Origin of the sequence: Streptococcus oriscaviae, from assembly GCF_018137985.1 — a bacterium.
Classification (GTDB): Bacteria; Bacillota; Bacilli; order Lactobacillales; family Streptococcaceae; genus Streptococcus; species Streptococcus oriscaviae.
On the sequence record NZ_CP073084.1, the window covers coordinates 1,508,669 to 1,533,502 of the forward strand.

The 24,834-nt window shown below is 46.6% G+C and carries 13 protein-coding genes and 2 pseudogenes; all 15 read left to right on the forward strand.

The window, feature by feature from the left end:
- Positions 1 to 224 precede the first annotated feature (224 nt).
- The gene (locus INT76_RS07735; protein WP_212569882.1) at positions 225 to 1,772 is read left to right on the forward strand and encodes a Spy0128 family protein; all 1,548 of its coding nucleotides are present in this window, start codon (positions 225 to 227) and stop codon (positions 1,770 to 1,772) included.
- 207 nt (positions 1,773 to 1,979) lie between these two features.
- Positions 1,980 to 5,231 (forward strand): Spy0128 family protein, encoded by a 3,252-nt coding sequence (locus tag INT76_RS07740; RefSeq protein WP_212569883.1) that lies wholly within the window; start codon positions 1,980 to 1,982, stop codon positions 5,229 to 5,231.
- A 202-nt stretch (positions 5,232 to 5,433) separates the two neighbouring features.
- The gene (locus INT76_RS07745) at positions 5,434 to 6,378 is read left to right on the forward strand and encodes a LacI family DNA-binding transcriptional regulator (RefSeq protein ID WP_212569884.1); all 945 of its coding nucleotides are present in this window, start codon (positions 5,434 to 5,436) and stop codon (positions 6,376 to 6,378) included.
- A gap of 151 nt (positions 6,379 to 6,529) precedes the next feature.
- Positions 6,530 to 12,829: pseudogene (locus INT76_RS11180) on the forward strand (pullulanase); the annotation flags it as partial.
- Between the two features lie 87 nt (positions 12,830 to 12,916).
- Positions 12,917 to 14,095: pseudogene (locus INT76_RS11090) on the forward strand (G5 domain-containing protein); the annotation flags it as partial.
- 303 nt (positions 14,096 to 14,398) lie between these two features.
- Positions 14,399 to 15,847 carry a PTS ascorbate transporter subunit IIC gene (ulaA, locus tag INT76_RS07755; protein ID WP_212569886.1) on the forward strand — a complete coding sequence of 483 codons (1,449 nt, stop codon included), beginning with the start codon at positions 14,399 to 14,401 and terminating at the stop codon, positions 15,845 to 15,847.
- A gap of 70 nt (positions 15,848 to 15,917) precedes the next feature.
- On the forward strand, positions 15,918 to 16,196 hold the full coding sequence (locus INT76_RS07760; RefSeq protein WP_212569887.1) for a PTS sugar transporter subunit IIB: 279 nt from the start codon (positions 15,918 to 15,920) through the stop codon (positions 16,194 to 16,196).
- 63 nt (positions 16,197 to 16,259) lie between these two features.
- Entirely contained in the window at positions 16,260 to 16,745 is a 486-nt protein-coding gene (locus INT76_RS07765) for a PTS sugar transporter subunit IIA (protein ID WP_212569888.1), read from the forward strand.
- A gap of 12 nt (positions 16,746 to 16,757) precedes the next feature.
- On the forward strand, positions 16,758 to 17,423 hold the full coding sequence (locus INT76_RS07770; protein WP_212569889.1) for a 3-keto-L-gulonate-6-phosphate decarboxylase UlaD: 666 nt from the start codon (positions 16,758 to 16,760) through the stop codon (positions 17,421 to 17,423).
- Positions 17,424 to 17,427: 4 nt separating this feature from the next.
- The gene (locus INT76_RS07775) at positions 17,428 to 18,291 is read left to right on the forward strand and encodes an L-ribulose-5-phosphate 3-epimerase (RefSeq protein WP_212569890.1); all 864 of its coding nucleotides are present in this window, start codon (positions 17,428 to 17,430) and stop codon (positions 18,289 to 18,291) included.
- A complete protein-coding gene (locus INT76_RS07780; RefSeq protein ID WP_212569891.1) occupies positions 18,291 to 19,007 on the forward strand; it encodes an L-ribulose-5-phosphate 4-epimerase in 717 nt (238 codons plus the stop codon). The genes INT76_RS07775 and INT76_RS07780 overlap by 1 nt, the downstream gene beginning before the upstream one ends.
- Before the next feature lie 285 nt (positions 19,008 to 19,292).
- Positions 19,293 to 20,981 carry a BglG family transcription antiterminator gene (locus INT76_RS07785; protein ID WP_212569892.1) on the forward strand — a complete coding sequence of 563 codons (1,689 nt, stop codon included), beginning with the start codon at positions 19,293 to 19,295 and terminating at the stop codon, positions 20,979 to 20,981.
- Positions 20,982 to 21,098: 117 nt separating this feature from the next.
- Positions 21,099 to 22,190: an L-ascorbate 6-phosphate lactonase gene (gene ulaG / locus INT76_RS07790; protein WP_024376139.1), complete on the forward strand. Its 1,092-nt coding sequence runs from the start codon at positions 21,099 to 21,101 to the stop codon at positions 22,188 to 22,190.
- A 115-nt stretch (positions 22,191 to 22,305) separates the two neighbouring features.
- Positions 22,306 to 24,276, forward strand: a complete 1,971-nt coding sequence (gene tkt, locus INT76_RS07795) for a transketolase (RefSeq protein WP_212569893.1) — start codon at positions 22,306 to 22,308, stop codon at positions 24,274 to 24,276.
- 51 nt (positions 24,277 to 24,327) lie between these two features.
- Positions 24,328 to 24,834, forward strand: a complete 507-nt coding sequence (gene tadA / locus INT76_RS07800; RefSeq protein WP_212569894.1) for a tRNA adenosine(34) deaminase TadA — start codon at positions 24,328 to 24,330, stop codon at positions 24,832 to 24,834.

Sequence of the window (24,834 nt, forward strand, 5' to 3'; positions counted from 1 at the left end):
TAGGGAGAATATTTCCTTGGGGCGTATTCTTATATTGAGTTAGTATCCCATCGGAATCTAGTGTTTCAGGATTTATAGACTGTTTGAAATGCAAGGGTGATTTAATGATATCTGACCAGCGTGCTACTTGGATTTAAGATATTAAAAATTCTTGCAATCCCTCGCAAGAGATTATATAATATAATAGGTACTTTGTACCTAAAATATACTTATGGAGAAAGAAAATGAAAGTATTTCACAAATTGATGGGGCTGCTATCAGCGGCAATACTTGTTTTTTCGGCGCTATCTATTCCTGCTTTAGCGAATGAATTAACAACGGGGTACTCTGTTTCTACAGTTTTTACTGTTAATAATAACCCTGTAGTCAACAATGCATCTTACGGTGAAGCTAAGTTCTATGTGAATCCGACTTATACCTTTGATGATGCGACTGTTTTGAATAATGGGGATACACTGGTTTATTCAGTACCATCTGTTTTCAAATTAGAGCAACCAATGACCCAGTCACTTACTGCGCCTACGGGAGAAACAATCGCTCAAATGGCGACTGATCCATCCACAGGCAAGGTAACTGTGACCGTTACAGATGCTGCCTATTTTGCTCGGTTGAATGAAACGAAGAAACTTTCCTTCTTATTCACGGTTGTATGGAATGATTCAACTCCTTACAATGTAGCGCAGACCTTTACATTTGTGGGTGCCCCAGAATATACGCTTACTCGTATCAAGGTGGATGAAGAGCCTCAAGGATATTCTAAGTGGGGCACCCAAGACCCATCTAATCCAAACTATGTTAACTGGCGTATCCGTGTTAACAGAGATGTGAACAAGCTTGGCCAAGTTGTGATTAAGGATGTCATCCCAGAAGGTCAAGAATTGGCAAGTCCAATCTCAGGCTATTACTTTGAGAATTGGGATAACGGACCTAGAACCTCTTTCACAGCTAATGACCCATCTATTGTTACTATCACAGATGCTAACAACTTCACTATCAATGCAGGTGACTTGAGCAACCGTGGTATCTACATCGTCTATAGAACCCTGCTAACAGCCCCAGTTGATAAGGTTGATAAAAAGGCATATAACGATATTATAGTTACCTCAGATGGCACTCCAATGGCCGCTCTTGTTTCTCGTCCATTTGCGCCACTCACCACAACTGATGGAGTGGGATCGGGTAGTCGCTCAGATGAAGCAGTCTTCACAGTGAACAAGGTCTTAGATGGTCGCACTCTCAATGCAGATGAATTTACCTTTGAATTGGTAGATGATGCGACTGGTAATGTCGTCCAAACAGTTAAGAACGCAGCTGATGGAACAGTTACCTTTGAGAAGATTAAGTTTTCAACAGTTGGTGAGTTCACATATACCATCCGAGAAGTTGCTAGTGGCCTAGCAGGTGTGACGGACGATGCGGATACTGATATTAAAGCAACAGTAACTGTCGTTGATAATGGAGGGGTTAAACAAGCTACTACGACTTACGATCGTACAGCATTTACAAATACCTATGTGGCGCCAACCACCACAACAACTACTACTGAGGAATCAACGACTACAACAGAAGCAACTACTACTGAGGAATCAACGACTACAACAGAGCCAACTACTTCTGAGGAGTCAACAACAACTACAGAGCCACTACCGGCATCTAAGAAGGGCAAAATTCTTCCTAAGACCGGTGAAGAGAGTGGTTTAATTACAGGTTTTGTTGGTTTTGTGCTTTTAGTGGTAGCAGGTATCTTCTACAGAAAATCTACAAAGGCTTAAATGGACAGATACTGGATTTGTTTTGCTCTAAAAAAAGGACTTGGGATTATTTCAGGTTCTTTTTTTATTGGAAATGTTGCGTTTGAAACAAGCAAAAAAATGTCAGTTTTTTTCAAAAACACAAGCAAAACTACTTGTATTTTTGGCTAAAAGAGTATATAATAATAGAGGTGTTTTATACCTAAAATATACTTATGGAGAAAGAAAATGAAAGTATTTCGCAAATTGATGGGGTTACTATCAGCGGCAGTACTTGTTTTTTCGGCGCTATCTATTCCTACTTTAGCGAATGAATTAACATCTGGATATACTGTTTCTACAGCTTTTACTGTCAATAATAACCCTGTAGTTAACAATGCATCTTACGGTGAAGCTAAGTTCTATGTGAATCCGACTTATACCTTTGATGATGCGACTGTCTTGAATAACGGGGATACACTGGTTTATTCAGTACCATCTGTTTTCAAATTAGAGCAACCAATGACTCAGCCGCTTACTGCGCCTACGGGAGAAACAATCGCTCAAATGGCGACTGATCCATCCACAGGCAAGGTAACTGTGACCATTACAGATGCTGCTTATTTTGCTCGGTTGAATGAAACGAAGAAGCTTTCCTTCTTATTCACGGTTGTATGGAATGATTCAACTCCTTACAATGTAGCACAAACCTTTACCCTCCAAGGCGCACCAGAATATACTTTGACTCGTATCAAGGTGGATGAAGAGCCTCAAGGCTATTCTAAATGGGGAGTTCAAGATTCTGCAAATCCAAACTATATTAATTGGCGTATCCGTGTTAACCGAGATGTGAACAATCTTGGCCAAGTTGTGATTAAGGATGTCATCCCAGAAGGTCAAGAATTGGCAACCCCAATCACTGGTTATTACTTCGCTAACTGGGACAACGGACCTAGAACCTCTTTCACAGCTAATGACCCATCTATTGTTACTATCACAGATGCTAACAACTTCACTATCAATGCAGGTGACTTGAGCAACCGTGGTATCTTTATTATCTACAAAACCTTCTTGACTGCACCAGTTGATAAGGTTGATAAGAAGGCATATAACGATATTGTGGTTACCTCAGATGGCACTCCGATGGCCGCTCTTGTTTCTCGTCCATTTGCGCCACTCACAACTACTGATGGTGTCGGTTCTGGTGTGCGTTCAGATGAAGCAGTCTTCACAGTGAACAAGGTATTGGATGGCCGTACCCTCAATGCAGATGAATTTACCTTTGAATTGGTAGATGATGCGACTGGTAATGTCGTCCAAACAGTTAAGAACGCAGCTGATGGAACAGTCACCTTTGAGAAGATTAAGTTTTCAACAGTTGGTGAGTTCACATATACCATCCGAGAAGTTGCTAGTGGCCTAGCAGGTGTGACGGACGATGCGGATACTGATATTAAAGTAACAGTTCAAGTAACTGAAAGTGGTGGTATGAAGCAGGCGGCAATAACCTATGACCGTACAGAGTTTACCAATACCTATAAGGCGGCCTCTACCAAACTAGCATTAGAAGCGGACAAGGCCCTGACTGGTCGAACTCTCCAAGCCGATGAGTTTGAATTTGCCTTGACTGGTACAGATGGAACTTCCTTGACAGCTAAGAATACAACAACTGGTAAGGTTGTATTCCCTGAGATTGAGTATACTACTGCTGGTACCTACACCTACACTATCTCAGAAGTCAAGGGTAATTTAGGTGGCGTTACATATGACGATACAGCTGTTAAGGCGACTGTTGTTGTCACAGACAATCAACAAGGTGCTTTGGAAGCAGTTGTTACTTATGAAAACAACGACCAAACTTTTGAAAACACTTATACAGCTAGTCCGGTTAAGGTAAAAATCCCAGCTGTTAAGAGATTGGATGGCCGCACTCTGAAAGCCGATGAGTTTGAATTCCAATTGAAGGAAGACGCAACTCAAACAGTTGTTGAAACTGTGAAAAACACTGCTGACGGCCAAATCAATTTTGCAGAGCTTACTTTCAATACAGCAGGTGAGTACAAATATACCATCTCAGAAGTACAAGGTAACTTGGGTGGTGTTCAATACGATACTACTGATGTCAAAGCAACCGTCTCTGTGACAGACAATGGTCAAGGTCAACTGCAAGCTGCTCTTACTTTTGAAAATGGTGATAACGCCTTTGAAAACACTTATTCAGCAGCTCCAGGTGCGGCAAGTCTTTCAGCTAAGAAAGTCTTGAATGGCCGTGAGTTGAAAGCGGGCGAATTTGAGTTTGTCTTGACAGACCAAAATGGTCAAGAAGTAGAGAGAGTTAAGAACCTTGCTAATGGTGACATCAACTTCTCAGCCCTTACCTTCACGAAGGCAGATGTGTACACTTACACTATCTCAGAAGTGAAAGGTTCACTCGGTGGCGTTCAGTACGATGACACAACTGTTAAGGCAACTGTCACTGTTACAGACAACGAACAAGGCCAGTTGGTAACAGCCGTTACTTATGAGAATGATGACCAAACCTTTGAAAATGGCTACAGCACTACTCAAGCAAGTGCTCAATTGTCAGCTAAGAAGATTTTGGAAGGTCGTGAGCTGAAAGCAGATGAATTTGAATTTGTCTTGTCAGCAGAAAATGGTCCAGAAATTGAGACAGTGAAGAATGCTGCAGGTGGTTCGATTACCTTTGCGCCAATCACTTACACTCAAGCTGGCACCTACGCTTACACAATCAGCGAAAAAGAAGCAGGTCTTGAAGGTATTACCTACGATAAGACAACTGCCAAAGTCACAGTAGAAGTAGTTGACAACGGTCAAGGTCAGTTGGTAGCAACTGTTACATCAGCGGTTCCTACATTTAAGAACATCTATGTAGAGCCAACTACAACCACAACTACAACTACAACAACTACTGAGGAGCCTACTGTAACTACTACAGAAAGCACAACTACAGAAACAACTACTTCTGAAGAGTCAACAACTACAACAGAAGCCACCACTTCTGAAGAGTCCACGACAACTACAGAAGCCACCACTTCTGAAGAGTCAACAACTACAACAGAAGCCACCACTTCTGAAGAGTCCACGACAACCACAGAAGCAACTACATCTGAAGAGTCTACAACAACTACAGAAACAACTACTTCTGAAGAGTCCACAACAACTACAGAAGCAACTACTTCTGAAGCGTCAACGACCACGACAGAAGCAACTACTTCTGAGGCGTCAACGACCACAACAGAAGCAACTACTTCTGAAGCGTCAACGACCACAACAGAAGCAACTACTACAACAGGAACCACGACTGAATCGACGACTACAACAGATGGTCAAACACCACCACCAGCAAAAGGTGGCAACACACCATCTAAACAAGTCTTGCCAAATACTGGTGAATCCTCAAATGTATGGATGGTTATCAGTGGTATTATTGGTCTTGTGGTAGCTGGACTTGGATATTTCTTCCACAAACGGAATGCATAATCAAAACCGATGATTCTATAAGGTTTGTGTAGAGAGGACCTCTGCAAGAGCAGGGGTTCTTTTTTATGGTTTAATTAGTCTGTCCCCCTCTTTCATGACATTTTGGTAATAAGTATCAAATTTTTCTTTACAGGTTCTTGTCTAATAGGGTATAATGGATAAAGAAAACGTTTGCACAAAGAGTGGCAAGAAAGGGGGAGATATGACAACATTAGCGGATGTGGCCAAACGGGCCAATGTATCTAAGATGACGGTTTCGCGAGTTCTCAATCACCCTGAACAAGTTACTAAGGAACTGAGGGAGCTAGTCTTGCAGGCGATGGCAGACTTGGATTACCGGCCAAATGTAGTCGCCAAAGCCTTGGCCCAGCAACGCAGCTTGGTTGTCAAGGTGGTCATTCTAGAGAAGATGGACGTTGTTGAACCCTATTATATGAATTTACTGGCGGGAATTGCCAAAGAATTGGAGCGGCGCAACTATGCCTTGCAGCTGGTGACGGATGTTCAGCAGGCCCAGGGACAGTGCGATGGGTATATCATTACCGGTATGCGGGAGAGTGACTACACTTGGATCAAGGAGCTGGAGAAGCCGGTTATTCTTTTTGGAGAAAATGCTCAAGGGATTCCGTTTGTAGACTCGGACAATCAGAAGGCGACATTTGAAGCAACAGAATACGCAATCTCGCGGGGCTATGAGCAGCTGGTCTTTATCGGCATGAATCTGCCGGAGTCCTTTGAGCGGGCTAGGGAGGCCGGTTATCGCCAAGCCTTGGAAGGTCACAACTTACAAGGCACCATTTATCAACTGGAGAATCGCTCCTCACAGGCAGAAGCCTTTATCTTGAGTTTGCCTCATATAGCAGACAATACCTGCTTTATCTGCGCTTCGGATCGCCTAGCGCTGGGGATTGAGCGGGGCTTGCAGACGCTGGGGAAAGGGATTCCAGAAGATGTGGGCATTATTGGCTTTGATGGAGTCTTTCTTGACCGGGTGGCATCGCCGAAACTCACAACCATGAAGCAGTCGATTACTAAGATGGGAGAAATCTGCGTCCGTCAGCTGATGACTTTGATTGATGGCGGGCGTCTATCGCAACCGGGTCATTACTGTCAGGCAGAGCTAGTTGTCAGAGAAACAACACGATAAAACAGTAGCAGGTTCCCAAATGGGGCCTGCAATTTTTTATTATATTCTGTTATCGGTAACATCTAGGAAAACGTTTGCAAAAACTGTATAATCCTTTATACTTAGGATAGGATAGACTCAAGGAATTGGGTTGTGAAACAAGGAGGATTATATGGCAAACAATCAGTTTCGCAAGTTGAAACAAGAAGGCCGTTTAGAGAAGAAACAGGTTTTCGGGATTCGTAAATTAACGGTAGGTATCGCATCGGTTGGGATTGCGGCTTCTTTCATGCTCTTAGGGCCAGCCCCTATTCAGGCAGAAGAAGCTTTGGCAGAGAATTCAGCAACTCAGGTAGTGTCACCAGACCAATCTGAAACAGAAAAGCAAGAAACAACAACTACTACAACTGTTGTCACAACGAGCGAAGATGCGAGTGTTCAGCCAAGTGCAACAATACAGACAGAGCAAGCTCCAAAATCTGCTGAAACAAGCACTGGCTCGTCAGCTGACGGGCAGCAAGCAAATCTGGAAACACCAGTAGCTGAGCCTAACTCTGATGCGACAGCAACTCCAGTGGCACCAGCGGCCCTGCAAGCACCGGCTGATTCTGCCAGCCAGACCAGCCAACCTGCGATTGAAGACGGCAGTATTCGTCTGCACTTTGAAACGATTGACGGGACACAAGCTGACAAACAAGGTCTTTGGGTTTGGGGCGGTGTTGAAAAACCATCTGACGGTGCTAAGTGGCCACACGATACAGTAAATTTCTCCAGTGATAAGACGGACAGCTACGGTCACTATGTTGACATCAAGAAGGCAGCAAATTCAGGCAACATCGGCTACCTCCTGCTTAAGGATGGGAAAAAAGTCACAGAAGATGACCAGAAGATTGAACTCCTCGTCCCAGCACAAAATGAAGCTTGGATTGCTAGTGATTACAGCGTTTCTAGCTACGAGCCACTCAAAGATGAAAACACCATCCGCATCAACTATCTGCGCGATGATAACAACTATGAAGGCTGGGGTGTTTGGACTTGGGGAGATACGACCGAACCAAGCAAGAATTGGCCTCACGATGCCCTTGATTTTACCAAACAAGGAAAGTATGGCCGTTATGTGGATGTTCCTCTGTCCAAGGCTCTAAATTCCCGTCTGGAGTTTCTTTTAGTTAACCAAAACACCAGTCAACAGACTGTCAACCTTGCTTTTGGAAATCGGGTAAAGCATAGTCAGATTTTCCTGCGCAATGATGACACCACTATCTATACCAACCCTTACTATGTAGAGGAAAAAACAGAGCTAGATACCAGTAAAGCTGAAGCTGGGAAAGAAAATATCCAGTTGACTGCCCAAGTCAAGCAAGCCTTTCACTACAACGAAAGCGGGCTTTTGACGGTCAATGTAACCAATCCGACCAATGTACCGATTGTGAAGATGGAGGTAGATACCACTCAACTGGGGGGCGGTATCGTTCCTATCTCTCCAGAATTGAACCGCGTGACGATCAATGCTACTTCAGCCATCCAACCGGGTCAATACACCTTGCCAGTCAAGGCCTACGATAAGAACAATGGCTACTACGAAACCCAAGTACACGTAACCATCACAGATCGGAATAAGCAGGCTGGCGAGAAAGACTGGGATGAGCAAGTCATCTACTTTATGGTCACCGACCGCTTCTATAATGGCAATACCAGCAATGACAATCCTTATAACATGGACTATGCCGGTGCCAAGAACCAGAGAGGTGTCTATCGTGGCGGCGACTTCAAGGGTGTGACCCAAAAACTTGATTATCTCAAAGAATTAGGTGTCAGTGCTATTTGGGTGACTCCGATTGTAGAAAATATTTCCGCTGACGCGGGCAATCCAACAGACGGTGAATACTACGCCTACCACGGATACTGGGCTAAAGACTTTAATCAGCTCAATCCTCACTTGGGAACCATGGAGGAGTTCCATGAGTTGATTGACCAAGCCGCTGAACGTGGCATCAACATCATTGTGGATGTGGTTCTCAACCACGCTGGTTATGGCACTCAAGATACCTTTGGCAATATGGTGCGCAGCAAGGAAGAAGACAAGAAGGGTGACGACCAGCTTGGTTCCCTAGCAGACTTGCCAGACTTCAAAACCGAAAACCATGAGGTTCGTCGCCAGTTGGTAGACTGGCAGACAGCTTGGCTTCAGAAATCAAAAACGCAGAAGGGGAATTCCATCTACGCCTTCCGCGTGGATACAGTGAAGCACGTTGATGATACAACCTGGCAGCACTTCAAGAACGAACTGGTAGACAAGGACCCAGATTTCCATTTGATTGGTGAAACCTGGGATGCCAATTACAAGGACAACAAGGGTGACTTGGGTATCGGAACCATGGACAGCTTGCTGGACTTTGGCTTCAAGTCGATTGCCAAACAGCTTGTCAATGGCCAGATGCGAGCAGCTAATGATGAGCTAACTGCTCGCGGTCAGGTTCTGACTAGCTCGGCTTCCCTAGGACAATTTTTGGGCAGCCATGACGAGGATGGCTTCCTATACAGTCTGGGCGGAGCGTCTGTTGCGGGCAATCTTGACAAACTAAAACTTGCGGCTACCATGCTGTTGACAGCCAAGGGGCAGCCGGTTATCTACTACGGTGAGGAACTGGGTCAATCAGGTAAAAACAATTGGCCTCAATACGATAACCGATATGACTTTGCTTGGTCGCAGGTAGAAAACAGCGATGTGCACAAGCATTATCAAAAACTGCTGCAATTCCGCAAGGACAATTCCCTTCTCTTAGCGCGTGGAGATAATGCGACGCTGGCAGGCCAAGACAATCAGGGCTGGCTCTTGTCTAAACGAACCTATGAAAATGACAGCGCCTATATCCTCTATTCACGTAATGCGGACAAGCGGGAAATCCACTTAGAGGCGTCGGATGCTACAACGGTTCTGAGAGATTATTACAGTGGAAGAGAGTATCAGGCGACCCAGAAAGATGGCAAGTGGATCATCAGTCTGGAAGCGCCAAGCTTGTCAGAGGGCGGTACCATGCTCCTCAAGGCAAGCCAGGGAAGTATTTTAGGTGCGGAGTCACCGATTCAAGCGGAAAAGCCAATCGAACAAGGCTACTTCCGTCTGCACTTCAAATCTCTACCATCTGATGCCGTTGGCAATCTAGGTCTTTGGCTTTGGGATGATGTGGAAACACCATCTGAAAAAGCAGGCAATTGGCCGACAGGTGCCCTCAGCTTCTCGCAAGCGGGTCAAGATGACTACGGCTACTATATGGACATCAAGATGTCGGATGGTTTCCGTGATCAGATTAGCTTCTTGATTAACAATACCGAAGGCAAAAATCTAACAGAGAACAAGCATATCGAAGTTCTCAGTCAGGAGATGAATGAAGCTTGGGTAGACAAGGATTTCAACATCCATAGCTACCGTCCTTTGGAAGCAGGCATGATCCGTGTCAACTATTTCCGCACAGACGGAAATTATGATAGAAAGGGTCTTTGGGTCTGGGGAGATGTTCAAACACCATCGGATACAATTGGCAGCTGGCCAGATGGTGTCAACTTTGAAGCGGTCGGACAAAAAGGGCGCTATGTTGATATTGCCCTCAAGGATCTTCCTCAAAGTCTTGGTTTCCTGCTGGTAGACGAAAGCAAGACCAATGACGATGCCAAGATTCAGCCAAACAACTATATCTTTACCGAATTGAAAAAACACAGCCAAATCTTCCTGAAGGATAATGACCCAACCATTTATACCAACCCTTACTTTGTCAATAGTGTGCGATTGAATGGAGCACAACATACAGGAATAGACCGGTTGGAAGGGAATTTCACAACCCTAGAGGGAGCAGATGAAGCAAGCATCCGCGAGAAATTACAGGTGACAGACAAGGATGGTCAACCGGTGACAATCACCGGTATCACGCTGGATGCTGCTGGTAAAAAAGTCCTCATACAAGGGAATTTTGACCCAACCAAGGCCAACTACACCGTGCGGTATGGCAGCGACGCCTTTACAACCCACATGAGCTGGCAGCTCAAGGACAGCATCTACAAGTATGAGGGTGAACTAGGTGCCCGCGTCAAAGAAAATGGCAGCAAGGTTGCCATGACCCTCTGGTCACCAAGCGCGGATGCTGTGTCCGTTGTGGTTTACGACAAGGACGACCAAAGCATTGAACGTGGCCGAGTAAGTATGGTCAAGGGGGACAAGGGAGAATGGAATCTTGAGCTGACTCAAGACTCTGTTGCAGGAATCAGCGATTTCCGAGGGTACTACTACCATTACGAAATTAGTCGAGGCGGTCAGACCGTGCTAGTGTTGGATCCTTATGCCAAATCTCTGGCAGAGTGGAATAGCGACTTGGCAACCACTAGCCCCGCTTATAAGGTGGCTAAGGCTGCCTTCGTAGACACCAAGGAGGTTGGTCCGAGCGATTTAGGCTTTGCGGATATTCCAAACTTCAAGCAACGCGAAGATGCCATCATCTACGAGGCACATGTTCGTGACTTTACTTCTGATCCAGCCATCGCTGGGGAACTCAAGGCACAGTTTGGAACCTTTGCTTCCTTTGTTGAACGCCTAGATTACCTGCAAAAATTGGGGGTTACCCACATTCAACTCCTACCAGTCATGAGCTACTATTATGTCAATGAGCTGAAGAATGGAGAACGTCTGACAGACTATGCTTCCAGCAACAGTAATTATAACTGGGGCTACGACCCGCAGGGTTACTTTGCCCTGACAGGAATGTATTCGACAGATCCGACAGATCCACTAAAACGCATTGAAGAATTTAAAAATCTGGTCAATGAAATCCACAAGCGCGGCATGGGTGTTATTCTGGATGTGGTCTATAACCATACAGCTAAGACCCACCTCTTTGAGGATTTAGAGCCAAACTATTATCATTTCATGGAAGCAGACGGAACTGCTAAGACCAGTTTTGGTGGTGGTCGTCTTGGTACCACCCATTATATGAGCCGTCGGGTGATGGTAGATTCCATCAAGTATTTGGTGGATGAGTTTAAGGTGGATGGATTCCGCTTTGATATGATGGGAGATCATGATGCTGCTAGTGTGGCGGAAGCCTTTGCGGCGGCTAAGGCACTCAATCCAAACATTATTATGCTAGGAGAAGGCTGGCGCACCTTTACAGGGGATACCCACCAGCCAGTAGCAGCCGCTGACCAAGACTGGATGAAGTCAACAGATACAGTAGCGGTCTTCTCAGACGATATTCGCAATACTCTCAAATCAGGTTATCCAAATGAAGGTCAACCAGCCTTCCTGACTACCGGAGCGAAAAATATCTGGGGACTCTTTAACAATATCAAGGCGCAACCGGGCAACTTTGTCGCGGATGATCCGGGTGATGTCATCCAGTATATTGCAGCGCATGATAATTTGACCCTCTTTGACATTATCGCCCAATCGATCAAGAAAGATCCATCCAAAGAGGAGAACTACAAAGAAATTCACCAACGCCTGCGTTTGGGCAATCTCTTGGTGCTGACCTCTCAAGGAACCCCATTCATCCATTCTGGACAAGAATATGGACGAACCAAGCAATTCCGTCATCCGGATTACCAAGGGCCGGTAACAGAGGATAAGGTGCCAAATAAATCTCATCTGTTGACCGATGCGGACGGCCGCCCGTTTGATTACCCATACTACATCCATGATTCCTACGATTCAAGCGATGCAGTTAACAAGTTTGATTGGACCAAGGCGACAGATAGCGAACGCTACCCAGAAAACACACGCAGCCAAGCCTATACAAGAGGTCTAATTGAGCTGAGAAGATCAACAGATGCCTTTAGTTTAGGTAGTAAGGCGGAAGTGGATGCTAAAGTAAGTCTTATCAGTCAGCCAGGAAAAGATGGCATTGGAGAGCAAGATTTAGTGATCGCTTACCAAACCATCTCTTCAAACGGTGTGCGCTACGCAGTCTTTGTCAACGCTGATAGCCGCGAACGTAGTTTTGTACTGCCAGAACATCTGAGAGATTTGGCTCAGGCAGAGGTTCTGGTTGACAATCAGATGGCAGGTATCAAGGCCTTGACCAACCCTTCAGGGGTAAGAATTTCAGCAGATCGGATTACCCTAGATCCACTGACAGCAACCGTTCTTCGTCTGGGCAAGGAAATCATCACTGAAGTTCCTAAAGACGCCCCAACCGCTGAGGAACCCCCAGCGCTAGACTTTACCACTCAAGAGCGTGTAGAGCGTCAGGTTCTAAACTTCGTCGAAGAAGAACAAGAAGACGCAGATTTGCCGCTTGGTCAGACCCGCGTCCTTCGCGAAGGTCAGGCAGGGCAAATCGTCAAGGTTTACCGTGATGTTCTTGTTGCCGGTCAGGTAGTTGCGACAGAATTGGTATCCGAAGAGCGCACAGAAGCTGTTAACCGCTTGGTTGCTAAGGGCAGTCTTGTGACTCAGGTTCCAGACAATGCCCCAACCGCAGAGGAACTTCCAGCGCTAGACTTTACCACTCAAGAGCGTGTAGAGCGTCAGGTTCTAAACTTCGTCGAAGAAGAACAAGAAGATGCAGATTTGCCGCTTGGTCAGACCCGCGTCCTTCGCGAAGGTCAGGCAGGGCAAATCGTCAGGGTTTACCGCAATGTTCTTGTAGCTGGTCAGGTGGTTGCGACAGAATTGGTATCCGAAGAGCGCACAGAAGCCGTCAACCGCTTGGTTGCTAAGGGCAGTCTTGTGACTCAGGTTCCAGACAATGCCCCAACCGCTGAGGAACTTCCAGCGCTAGACTTTACCACTCAAGAGCGTGTAGAGCGTCAGGTTCTAAACTTCGTCGAAGAAGAACAAGAAGACGCAGATTTGCCGCTTGGTCAGACCCGCGTCCTTCGCGAAGGTCAGGCAGGGCAAATCGTCAAGGTTTACCGCGATGTTCTTGTAGCTGGTCAGGTGGTTGCGACAGAATTGGTATCCGAAGAGCGCACAGAAGCCGTCAACCGCTTGGTTGCTAAGGGCAGTCTTGTGACTCAGGTTCCAGACAATGCCCCAACCGCAGAGGAACTTCCAGCGCTAGACTTCCAAGTGAAGGAACGGGTTGAAACTGAACCTGTGACCCTAACAGAAGGACTTGATGCAGGCAAAACTGCAACCCTAGTTCGGACTTATGAAGATGTCTGGGTTCAAGGTCAGCGAGTATCAACCAAATTGTTATCAGAAGAGTTGGTTGCACCAGATATTCGCGTGACCGTCAAGGGAGATGTAGTAGAAGGTATCATTTGGGAAGTATTGGACCAAGGCCACAGCCTTCCATCTCTTGACTTCCTAGTAAAAGAGCGTACAGAAGTCGAAGAATTGTCCTTCCTTGAGGAAGTCATCAAAGACCCTAATCTTGCAACAGGAGTCAAGAAGGTTCTTCAAGAAGGTCAAACAGGCAGACTGATGCGTACCTACCAAGATGTTTGGGTGGATGGTCAGTTGATTGCAAGCAATCTGCTAACAGAGGCAACTACTCCTGCTCAACATCGTAAGGTAGTGGTTGGTTCTGGTCAGGCGCTTCCTGAAAAACCTGAGCAGGCTCCTCTCCAACAGGCAGAAGGAACGAATGCGAAGCCAGTGAAGGAAGCTCCACAGGCTACAACAAATTCCAAACCGACTCTGCCAGCGACAGGAGAAAGTGCTTCGACCCTCACGACAGCAGTAGGCTTGACAGCTCTAGCAGCAGGCTTGAGTCTTGCTAGCCGCAAACGTCGGAAACAATAGCCCTTCAAGAAATAAACTCTCAACAATTGTTGGGAGTTTTTTCATCGGAAGCATCCTATTATTGCCGGTAAATGAAGCTTCGGGGACAGCTTGAAATTGAAGTGGAACAAGGTTCAGGCTTCTGCCAGCCAATTGGGCTAGACAATCTTCTCAACCGTTTTTGTGTGTTCACGAGGGGATTGTTTTTTTGTGACAGTCCAAAAGTGAACAGTCTCCTGTGTAATTCTTGGTCTTTTTGTTTGCGCTTTCAAACCTTATAATGAAATTGTAGAAAAAATCAATTCAAAAAAGGAGAAATGAGAAATGGATTTTCTAAACGTCCCTCTTAACTGGTTCTCACAGAATATCTTGCAGAACCCAGCTTTCTTCGTAGGTCTCTTGGTGTTGGTCGGCTACGCCCTCCTCAAAAAGCCTGCGCATGATGTCTTTGCAGGCTTCATCAAAGCAACTGTCGGCTACATGATTCTAAACGTGGCAGCTGGTGGATTGGTAACAACCTTCCGTCCGATTTTGGCAGCTTTGAACTTCAAATTCCAAATTGATGCGGCGGTTATTGACCCTTACTTCGGTCTGGCTGCAGCAAATACTAAGATTGCAGAAGAGTTTCCAGACTTTGTTAGCGCGGCAACGACAGCCCTTCTGATTGGTTTTGGGGTGAACATTCTCTTGGTTGCTCTTCGTAAGTTGACAAAGGTGCGGACCCTCTTCATCACCGGTCACATCATGGTGCAACAGGCTGCGACCATCTCTCTTATGGTTCTCTTCCTAATCCCAGGTCTTCGCAATGACTTCGGTACAGCAGCAATCGGTATCCTTTGCGGTATCTACTGGGCAGTAAGTTCAAACATGACAGTAGAAGCAACTCAGCGCTTGACTGGCGGCGGTGGTTTTGCCATCGGTCACCAACAACAATTTGCGATTTGGTTCGTAGACAAGGTTGCTCCAAAATTAGGCAAGAAGGAAGAAAACCTTGACAACTTGAAATTGCCTAAGTTCCTATCCATCTTCCATGATACAGTAGTAGCATCTGCTACCTTGATGTTGGTCTTCTTCGGTATTATCCTCTTCGTCTTGGGCCCGGAAATCATGGCAAACCCAGAAGTTATCACCTCTGGTACACTTTACAACCCAGCTAAACAAGCCTTCTTCATGTATGTAGTACAAACCGCCTTCACCTTCTCTGTTTACCTCTTCATCTTGATGCAGGGTGTACGGATGTTCGTTGCAGAATTGACTAACGCCTTCCAAGGTATCTCTAGCAAACTGCTTCCAGGTTCCTTCCCTGCGGTGGACGTTGCTGCTTCTTATGGCTTTGGTTCTTCCAATGCGGTTCTTTCAGGATTTGCCTTCGGTCTCATCGGTCAGTTGATTACCATTGTTCTTCTGATTGTCTTCAAGAGCCCAATCCTTATCATCACTGGTTTCGTGCCAGTATTCTTCGACAACGCTGCGATTGCTGTATATGCGGATAAACGCGGTGGCTGGAAAGCAGCGGCGATTCTATCCTTCATCTCAGGTGTCCTGCAAGTTGCCCTCGGTGCAGTTTGTGTCGGCTTGCTTGAGTTGAGCGGTGGTTATCACGGAAACATTGACTTTGAAGTGCCATGGTTGCCATTTGGCTACGCCTTCAAGTACCTAGGTGTTATCGGTTATGTTGCAGTCTGCCTCTTCCTCTTGATTATTCCTCAGTTGCAGTATGCAAAAGCAAAAGATAAGGATGCTTACTACCGCGGTGAAGCTCCTACCGAATAACAATTTCTCAGCTCATGTAGCTGCCCCAACTTAGATAGTTAAAACAAAATAAAAAATGGAGGTAACAACTATGTTGAAAGTATTAACCGCTTGCGGTAATGGTATGGGATCATCTATGGTGATCAAAATGAAAGTGCAAAATGCCCTGCGTAGTCTTGGTCAAACAGATTTCGACGTAGCGTCTTGCAGTGTTGGTGAGGCAAAAGGCCTCGCTGCAAACTATGATATCGTCATCGCATCCCTTCACCTAATTAGCGAGCTGGAAGGCCGCACAAAAGGGAAACTCATCGGTTTGGACAACTTGATGGACGATAAAGAAATCACTGCAAAACTCAGCGAAGTTTTGTAAGAGTGGAAAAGGAGTTGGGCGAGGAAGTTCCAACTCCTTTCACATAAAGAGAAAGGAAGACTAATGAATCTAAAAAAAGCATTCACAGAAAACAATTCTATCCGTCTGGGTTTGACGGCAGAAACCTGGCAGGAGGCTGTGCATCTGGCAGTTGAACCCCTGATTGAAAGCGGCGCAGCGACAGAAGAATACTACGACGCCATCATTGCCTCTACCGAAGAATACGGTCCCTACTATGTCCTTATGCCAGGCATGGCTATGCCGCATGCCCAGGCAGGTGTTGGTGTCTTGAAAGACTCCTTTGCCTTGATAACCTTGACAAAACCAGTCACTTTTTCAGACGGTAAAGAAGTTTCAGTCCTTCTGACCTTGGCAGCAACCGATCCAAAAATTCACACTTCAGTAGCCATTCCGCAGATTATCGCCCTCTTTGAGTTGGAAAATTCTATTGAGCGTCTGTTGGCCTGTCAAAGTCCAGAGGAAGTTTTGGCCATGGTTGAGGAATCAAAAAATAGCCCGTACTTAGAAGGCTTAGACTTGGAAAGCTAGGAGGAAAGACAGATGACAAAACATATCCCAAATTTACAGGTCGCTCTGGATCATTCAGATTTGCAGGGTGCTATCAAGGCTGCTGTGTCAGTTGGCCATGAGGTTGACGTTATTGAAGCTGGTACCGTCTGCCTGCTTCAGGTGGGCAGCGAATTGGTTGAAGTGCTGCGCAGCCTCTTCCCAGAAAAAATCATCGTAGCCGACACCAAATGCGCGGACGCAGGTGGTACGGTTGCCAAAAACAACGCCGTTCGTGGGGCGGACTGGATGACCTGTATCTGTTCCGCAACCATCCCAACTATGAAAGCTGCCCTCAAGGCCATCCAAGAAGTGCGCGGTGATAAGGGAGAAATTCAGGTTGAACTCTACGGTGACTGGACCTATGAACATGCCCAAATGTGGTTAGATGCTGGTATTTCCCAAGCGATTTACCACCAATCCCGTGACGCCCTTCTTGCCGGCGAAACTTGGGGTGAAAAAGACCTGACCAAGGTGAAAAAACTGATTGACATGGGCTTCCGTGTGTCTGTGACAGGCGGCTTGGATGTCGATACCCTCAAACTCTTTGAAGGTTTGGATGTCTTCACCTTTATCGCAGGGCGCGGTATTACCGAAGCTGCCGATCCAGCAGCTGCAGCACGTGAATTCAAAGACGAAATCCGTCGTATCTGGGGGTAGGCCTATGGCACGACCAATCGGAATATATGAAAAGGCAACGCCCAAGCACTTTACTTGGAAGGAGCGCTTGGAGTTTGCCAAAGAACTGGGCTTTGACTTTGTAGAAATGTCGGTGGACGAAAGTGATGCCCGTTTGGCCCGCTTAGACTGGACTAAGGAAGAACGATTGGAGCTGGTCAAGGCCATCTATGAAACAGGCGTTCGCATCCCGACCATCTGCTTCTCAGGCCACCGCCGCTATCCGCTGGGTTCCAATGACCCTGCCCTTGAAGCTAAGTCCCTAGAAACCATGCGCCAGTGTATCGAACTGGCGCAGGACTTGGGTGTGCGGGTCATCCAGTTGGCTGGTTACGACGTTTACTATGAGGAAAAATCGCCTGAAACCAGAGCCCGCTTCATCAAAAATCTCCGCAAGGCCTGCGACTGGGCAGAACAGGCCCAAGTTATGCTGGCCATTGAAATCATGGATGATCCCTTCATCAACTCTATTGAAAAATACCTAGCAGTTGAGAAAGAAATCGACTCGCCTTATCTCTTTGTTTACCCAGATACTGGAAACGTGTCTGCTTGGCACAATGACCTTTGGAGTGAATTTTACCTAGGCCACCGCTCCATCGCAGCCCTTCACCTCAAAGACACCTATGCAGTAACTGAAAACTCCAAGGGCCAATTCCGCGATGTGCCATTTGGTCAAGGTTGTGTGGACTGGGAACTTATGTTTGATGTCTTGAAAAAGACCAACTACCAAGGGCCGTTTTTGATTGAGATGTGGTCTGAAAACTGTGAAAGTGTAGAGGAAACACGGGCGGCTATCAAGGAAGCACAAGACTTCCTCTACCCATTGATTGAGAAAGCGGGGTTACGCTAATGCCAAAAGATTTACAGGAAATGCGCCAGCGCGTCTATGAAGCCAATGTGGCCCTGCCTGCTCACGGACTTGTCAAGTTCACTTGGGGAAATGTTTCAGAAGTTTGCCGTGAGTTGGGCCGCATTGTGATCAAACCTTCTGGTGTGGATTATGAGAAATTATCTCCAGAAAATATGGTGGTGACAGACCTAGATGGCCATGTGGTGGAAGGCGACCTCAATCCTTCGTCAGACTTGGCTACCCACGTCGCCCTCTATAAGGCTTGGCCAAATGTCCATGCCGTTGTTCATACCCATTCAACGGAAGCAGTGGGCTGGGCGCAGGCTGGTCGGGATATTCCTTTTTACGGAACGACCCATGCCGACTATTTCTATGGACCGGTGCCATGCGCCCGCTCCCTGACAGCTGATGAAGTGAATACAGCCTACGAAAAAGAAACGGGGGCTGTCATCATCGAGGAGTTTGAACGTCGTGGCATTGACCCAGTGGCCGTTCCAGGTATCGTTGTCCGCAACCACGGTCCGTTCACCTGGGGGAAAGATCCAGCCCAAGCTGTTTACCATAGTGTCGTTCTGGAAGAAGTAGCCCGCATGAACCGCTACACCGAGCAAATCAACCCACGGGTTGAGCCAGCTCCTAAGTACATTATGGACAAGCACTACTTGCGCAAACACGGCCCTAATGCCTACTATGGTCAAAAGGGTGATGCCCACTAATGTTGGCATTTCTTAGCTTGAATGACGTCGTTGACTGGATTTGGGTAATTGCAGTCATGCCAACATCTCGTCGCCTTGTCCTTCAAGCAAGAGAAAAATCAAAATACCTATAAAAATATCAGACTAGGTTAGAATGCTTGTCGTATTGCCTAGTCTTGTTTTTGTGGTTCTGGGAAGCTTTTTTTGCTTGGCCGTGGTGTTTTTGATGGATGAGCAGTTCAACTTGGTTTGATATCAGGGTAAAATATGTTAAAATGAAACCGATACCAATATAAGGAGGAAAAGATGTCACTGGATAAGAGTAGTTGCGCCCTCTTACGGTACCTAATCCGCTTGAAAAAGCCAGAAACCATTATGGCCATATCAAGGGCACTCCAGCAATCTCGCCGAAAAATCTACTACCATCTGGATAAAATTAACAGCTCTCTCCCCAAGGAAGTGGAGTCCATTGAAAGCCAACCTCGAGTGGGAATCCTATTAAGTCCAGAGCAAAAAGCCGCCTGTCAGGTTCTCTTGGACTCACTGGATTCTTATAGTTACATCATGAACATGAATGAGCGGATTCAGCTCATGATGATTTATATCTGTATTACAACCGAGCGAGTGACCATTGAAAAACTGATGGAATTGACAGAGGTGTCCCGCAATACGGTGTTGAATGACCTGAGTGAGATTCGCAGCCAGCTGGCTAAGGAGCAGTACAAGATGACTCTCTATGTTTCCAAGTCACAGGGCTATGACCTAAACTGCCACCCTCTCAATAAGATCCAATACATGCACTCCCTACTCTATAATCTTTTTGCTGAGGCCAATGAGGGTTTCCTTAAGGTTTTGGAAACAAAAGTCCATGCCTTTCCAGGCTGCCAACAGCTCCTTTCCATGGCAGTGACCCACTTTTTAGAAGGGCAAGTCTATCGGCTTGAAAAGGACTTAGGAAAGAAAATTAACCGGTATGAAATTGAATTTATGCTGAAGGTTCTCCCCTATCTGCTGCTCAGTTACCGAAATATGGTTTTGGATCAGGAAGAAAAAGATAGTATTATCAAAGACTTTTCCCTGATTCGCAAACGAATCGAGTACAAGATTACCCAAAATCTCAAGCAAGCCCTAGAGGATAGCTTTGCCATTGGTTTGGATGAAATTGAGGTTTCTCTGATTGCCATCTTACTGCTGTCCTACCGAAAGGACAAGGACATCCATGTAACCAGCCAAGATTTTGCTGACCTCAAGCGCGTGGTGGAGCAGTTTATCTGGCATTTTGAAGTCCACTCTTCTTTTGAGCTAGAAAACAAGGAAGAACTGGCTCAGAGTCTTCTGGCCCACTGTAAAGCCTTACTCTTTCGGAAAACCTACGGGATTCTGTCTAAAAATCCCATGGTCAAGCAAATCCAGGATAAGTACAGCACCCTCTTTCGTATGACCAAGTTGTCGGCCCGCCTGCTAGAAGAAGAATGGAAGATTAGCCTGACCGACGAAGATATTGCCTATCTGACCATTCATCTGGGTGGAGCCTTGAGGCGCAGCGGCAGTCGCACAGAAAATAGCCGCAAGGTTTATCTGATTTGCGACGAAGGTGTAGCTGTTCAAAAACTGTTGGTCAAACAAGTCCAGCACCATTTGCCAGGCAAGCTGGTTTCAGGGATTTTCACCACCGAACAATTCAAGAGTGTGGAAGACCTCTTGGAAGTCGATTTCCTCATCTCGACCAGTGAGGCTCTGGAAACCAAGCATCCGCTCATACAGGTTCATCCCATCTTAGATTTTGACGATGTGCTGAAGTTGACTCGTTTTGCCAAGTATCGTTTTCTGGCAGATGACAAGCGCGGTTTTTCCGCCGAATTGGACAAGTTACTGGCCGCCTATATCCCAGACGGAAAGACTGCTCAGGAACTCAAACAGCGCCTGCAGAGCTTAGTAACCAACGAACTTCTGGCGAGTTTATCAGACGCAGAAGTAGAAACCGATCTTTATTAAGCTGTAAAAGTCCAAATGTGAACACAGACCTGTGTTTTATTTGGTCTTTTTTTTGTTGAGTGATGGGCATATACTAGAGGTGTATAAAACTATCGAACCATTTAAGGAGGAATGAAAATGGCTAAAGTTCAAGACATAACTAGGGAATCATGGATTCTCTCAACCTTCCCAGAGTGGGGAACTTGGCTCAACGAAGAAATCGAAGAAGAAGTCGTGCCAGAAGGCAACTTTGCCATGTGGTGGCTGGGCAACTGTGGCGTCTGGATCAAGACCCCAGGAGGAGCCAATGTGGTCATGGACCTCTGGTCATCTCGTGGAAAATCCACTAAAAAAGTAAAAGACATGGTGTGGGGCCACCAAATGGCCAACATGGCGGGTGTCCGCAAATTGCAGCCAAACTTGCGCGTGCAACCCATGGTCATTGACCCATTTGCCATCAATGAATTGGACTACTACCTAGTTTCCCATGTCCACAGTGACCATATGGACATCAGCACCGCAGCAGCCATCATCAACAACCCGAAACTGGACCATGTGAAATTTGTCGGCCCAGTTGAGAGTGGCGACATCTGGGAAAAATGGGGCGTGCCAGCTGACCGCATCATCCGCATCGCACCAGGCGACAGCTTTGAATTCAAAGACATTAAGGTCCACGCTGTGGAATCCTTCGACCGTACTTGCTTGGTGACCCTCCCTATCGAAGGCTACGAAGAAAATGGCGGCAAATTAGCAGGACTTCCTGTAACCGATGAACTCATGGCCCGCAAGGCAGTCAACTACGTCTTTGAAACACCGGGCGGAACCATCTACCACGGTGCAGACTCCCACTTCTCAAACTACTTTGCCAAACACGGCCGTGACTTCAATATCGACGTTGCCATCAACAACTACGGTGACAACCCAATCGGTATTCAGGATAAGATGACCTCTATCGACCTGCTCCGTATGGCAGAAAATCTGCGTGCCAAGGTCATCATCCCAGTCCACTATGACATCTGGTCCAACTTTATGGCTTCAACGGATGAGATTCTCCAACTCTGGAAGATGCGCAAGGAACGCCTCCAATATGACTTCCACCCATTCATCTGGGAAGTTGGCGGCAAGTACACCTATCCACTGGATAAAGACCGCATTGAATACCATCACCCACGCGGCTTTGACGACTGCTTCTTGGAAGATTCCAACATTCAGTTCAAGGCCTTGCTCTAATAGAACCTCCAGGGCGGGACGACAGTCCTGCCTTTTGTAAATAGTGATTAAGCAAAGACACCGTAACCGCTTTATGTTATAATAGAAACGAGACTTTTTAAAAGAGGAGAAAACTATGTCAAATCTATCCGTAAATGCTATCCGTTTCCTCGGAATTGATGCCATTGAGAAATCCAAATCAGGCCACCCAGGTGTGGTGATGGGAGCAGCTCCGATGGCTTATAGCCTATTTACAAAGGAACTCCGTATCAACCCAGCTCAGCCAAACTGGATTAACCGCGACCGCTTTATCTTGTCAGCAGGTCATGGCTCCATGCTTCTCTACGGACTGCTACACCTGTCAGGCTTTGCAGATGTAACCATGGACGAAATTAAGAACTTCCGTCAGTGGGGTTCAAAAACACCAGGTCACCCAGAATTTGGTCACACAGCAGGTGTAGATGCTACAACAGGTCCTCTTGGACAGGGAATCTCAACTGCGACTGGTTTTGCCCAAGCAGAGCGCTTCCTTGCGGCGAAGTATAACCGTGACGGCTTCCCAATCTTTGACCACTACACTTACGTTATCTGTGGTGATGGCGACCTGATGGAAGGTGTATCTGCTGAAGCCGCTTCTTACGCTGGTCTTCAAAAACTGGAAAAACTCATCGTTCTCTACGACTCAAATGACATCAACTTGGATGGCGAAACCAAAGACTCCTTCACAGAAGATGTGCGTGCCCGCTACAACGCCTACGGTTGGCATACAGATCTCGTGACAGACGGTACCGATGTGGATGCTATTTTTGCTGCTATTGAAAAAGCCAAAGCAGCCGGCAAACCATCTCTTATCGAAATCAAGACTGTCATCGGTCATGGTTCTCCAAATAAACAAGGTACAAACGCTGTTCACGGAGCGCCGCTTGGTGCAGAAGAAGCAGAAGCTACTCGTAAGGCACTTGACTGGAACTACGCACCATTTGAAATCCCAGCAGAAGTCTATGCTGACTTCAAGGAAAATGTAGCAGACCGTGGCGCAGCAGCCTACGATGCGTGGGTGAAATTGGTAGAAGGCTACAAGGCAGCTCATCCAGAATTAGCAGCTGAAGTAACAGCTATCTTGGAAGGTCGCGATGTAGTTGAAATCAAGCCAGAAGACTTCCCGGTTTATGAAAATGGCTTCTCACAAGCAACCCGTAACTCATCACAAGATGCCCTCAACGCAGCAGCTAAGGTGCTGCCAACCTTCCTCGGTGGTTCAGCTGACTTGGCGCACTCCAACATGACCTACATCAAAGAAGATGGTTTGCAGGACTCAGTGAACCCACTCAACCGCAACATCCAGTTCGGTGTCCGTGAATTTGCCATGGGTACCATCTTGAACGGTATGGCAGCTCACGGTGGACTTCGTGTTTACGGTGGTACCTTCTTCGTCTTCTCAGACTATGTGAAAGCAGCCGTTCGTTTGTCAGCCCTTCAGGGACTTCCAGTGACCTATGTCTTCACCCACGACTCTATCGCAGTTGGGGAAGATGGGCCAACTCACGAGCCAATCGAGCACTTGGCAGGTCTGCGTGCTATGCCAAACCTCAATGTCTTCCGTCCAGCGGATGCGCGTGAAACACAGGCGGCTTGGTACTTGTCACTGACCAGCAAGTCTACACCATCAGCTCTTGTTCTCACTCGTCAAAACTTGACTGTCGAAGAAGGAACAGACTTTGACAAGGTTGCAAAAGGTGCTTATGTGGTCTATGAGGTAGCAGGCTTTGATACCATCCTCCTGGCATCCGGTTCAGAAGTGAACTTGGCAGTGAAAGCAGCCAAGGAACTGGAAGCAGCAGGCACTAAGGTGCGCGTGGTTTCTGTACCATCTACTGAACTCTTCGATGCTCAAGACGCAGCTTATAAAGAAGAAATCCTTCCAAACGCTATCCGTCGCCGTCTTGCAATCGAAATGGGTGCAACTCAAAGCTGGTACAAGTATGTTGGCTTGGATGGGAAAGTTCTTGGTATCGACACCTTCGGTGCATCAGCTCCAGCCCAAACTGTTATCGACAACTACGGCTTCACCGTGGAAAATGTAGTGAAGTTGGTTGGCGAACTCTAAAATAGTCTATTAAAACAGCCCTTGGAGGCTGTTTTTTGCTATAATGGAATCATGGACTACACACAAGAAGAAAAAGAATATTTTATGAGAGAAGCCTTGCGGGAAGCAGGCAAATCCTTGGACAAGGAAGAAATTCCTATTGGCTGTGTCATTGTCAAGGATGGTCAGATTATTGGCAGAGGGCACAATGCCCGTGAGGAACTCAATCAGGCCATCATGCATGCGGAGGTCATGGCCATCCAAGAAGCCAACCGACTGGAGGGCAACTGGCGCTTGCTGGATACAACGCTCTTTGTCACCATTGAACCCTGCGTCATGTGTAGCGGGGCTATTGGTCTAGCTCGCATTCCACAGGTGATTTATGGGGCTGCCAATCAAAAGTTCGGGGCAGCAGGCAGCCTGTATAACATTTTGACCGACAGTCGCCTCAATCATCGGGTCACAGTGGAAACAGGTATTCTGGAAGATGAATGTGCCGCCATCATGCAGGATTTTTTTCGCCAACGCCGGGAAAAACAAAAGATGGCTAAACAGATGGACGATGCGGACCACAGTTAG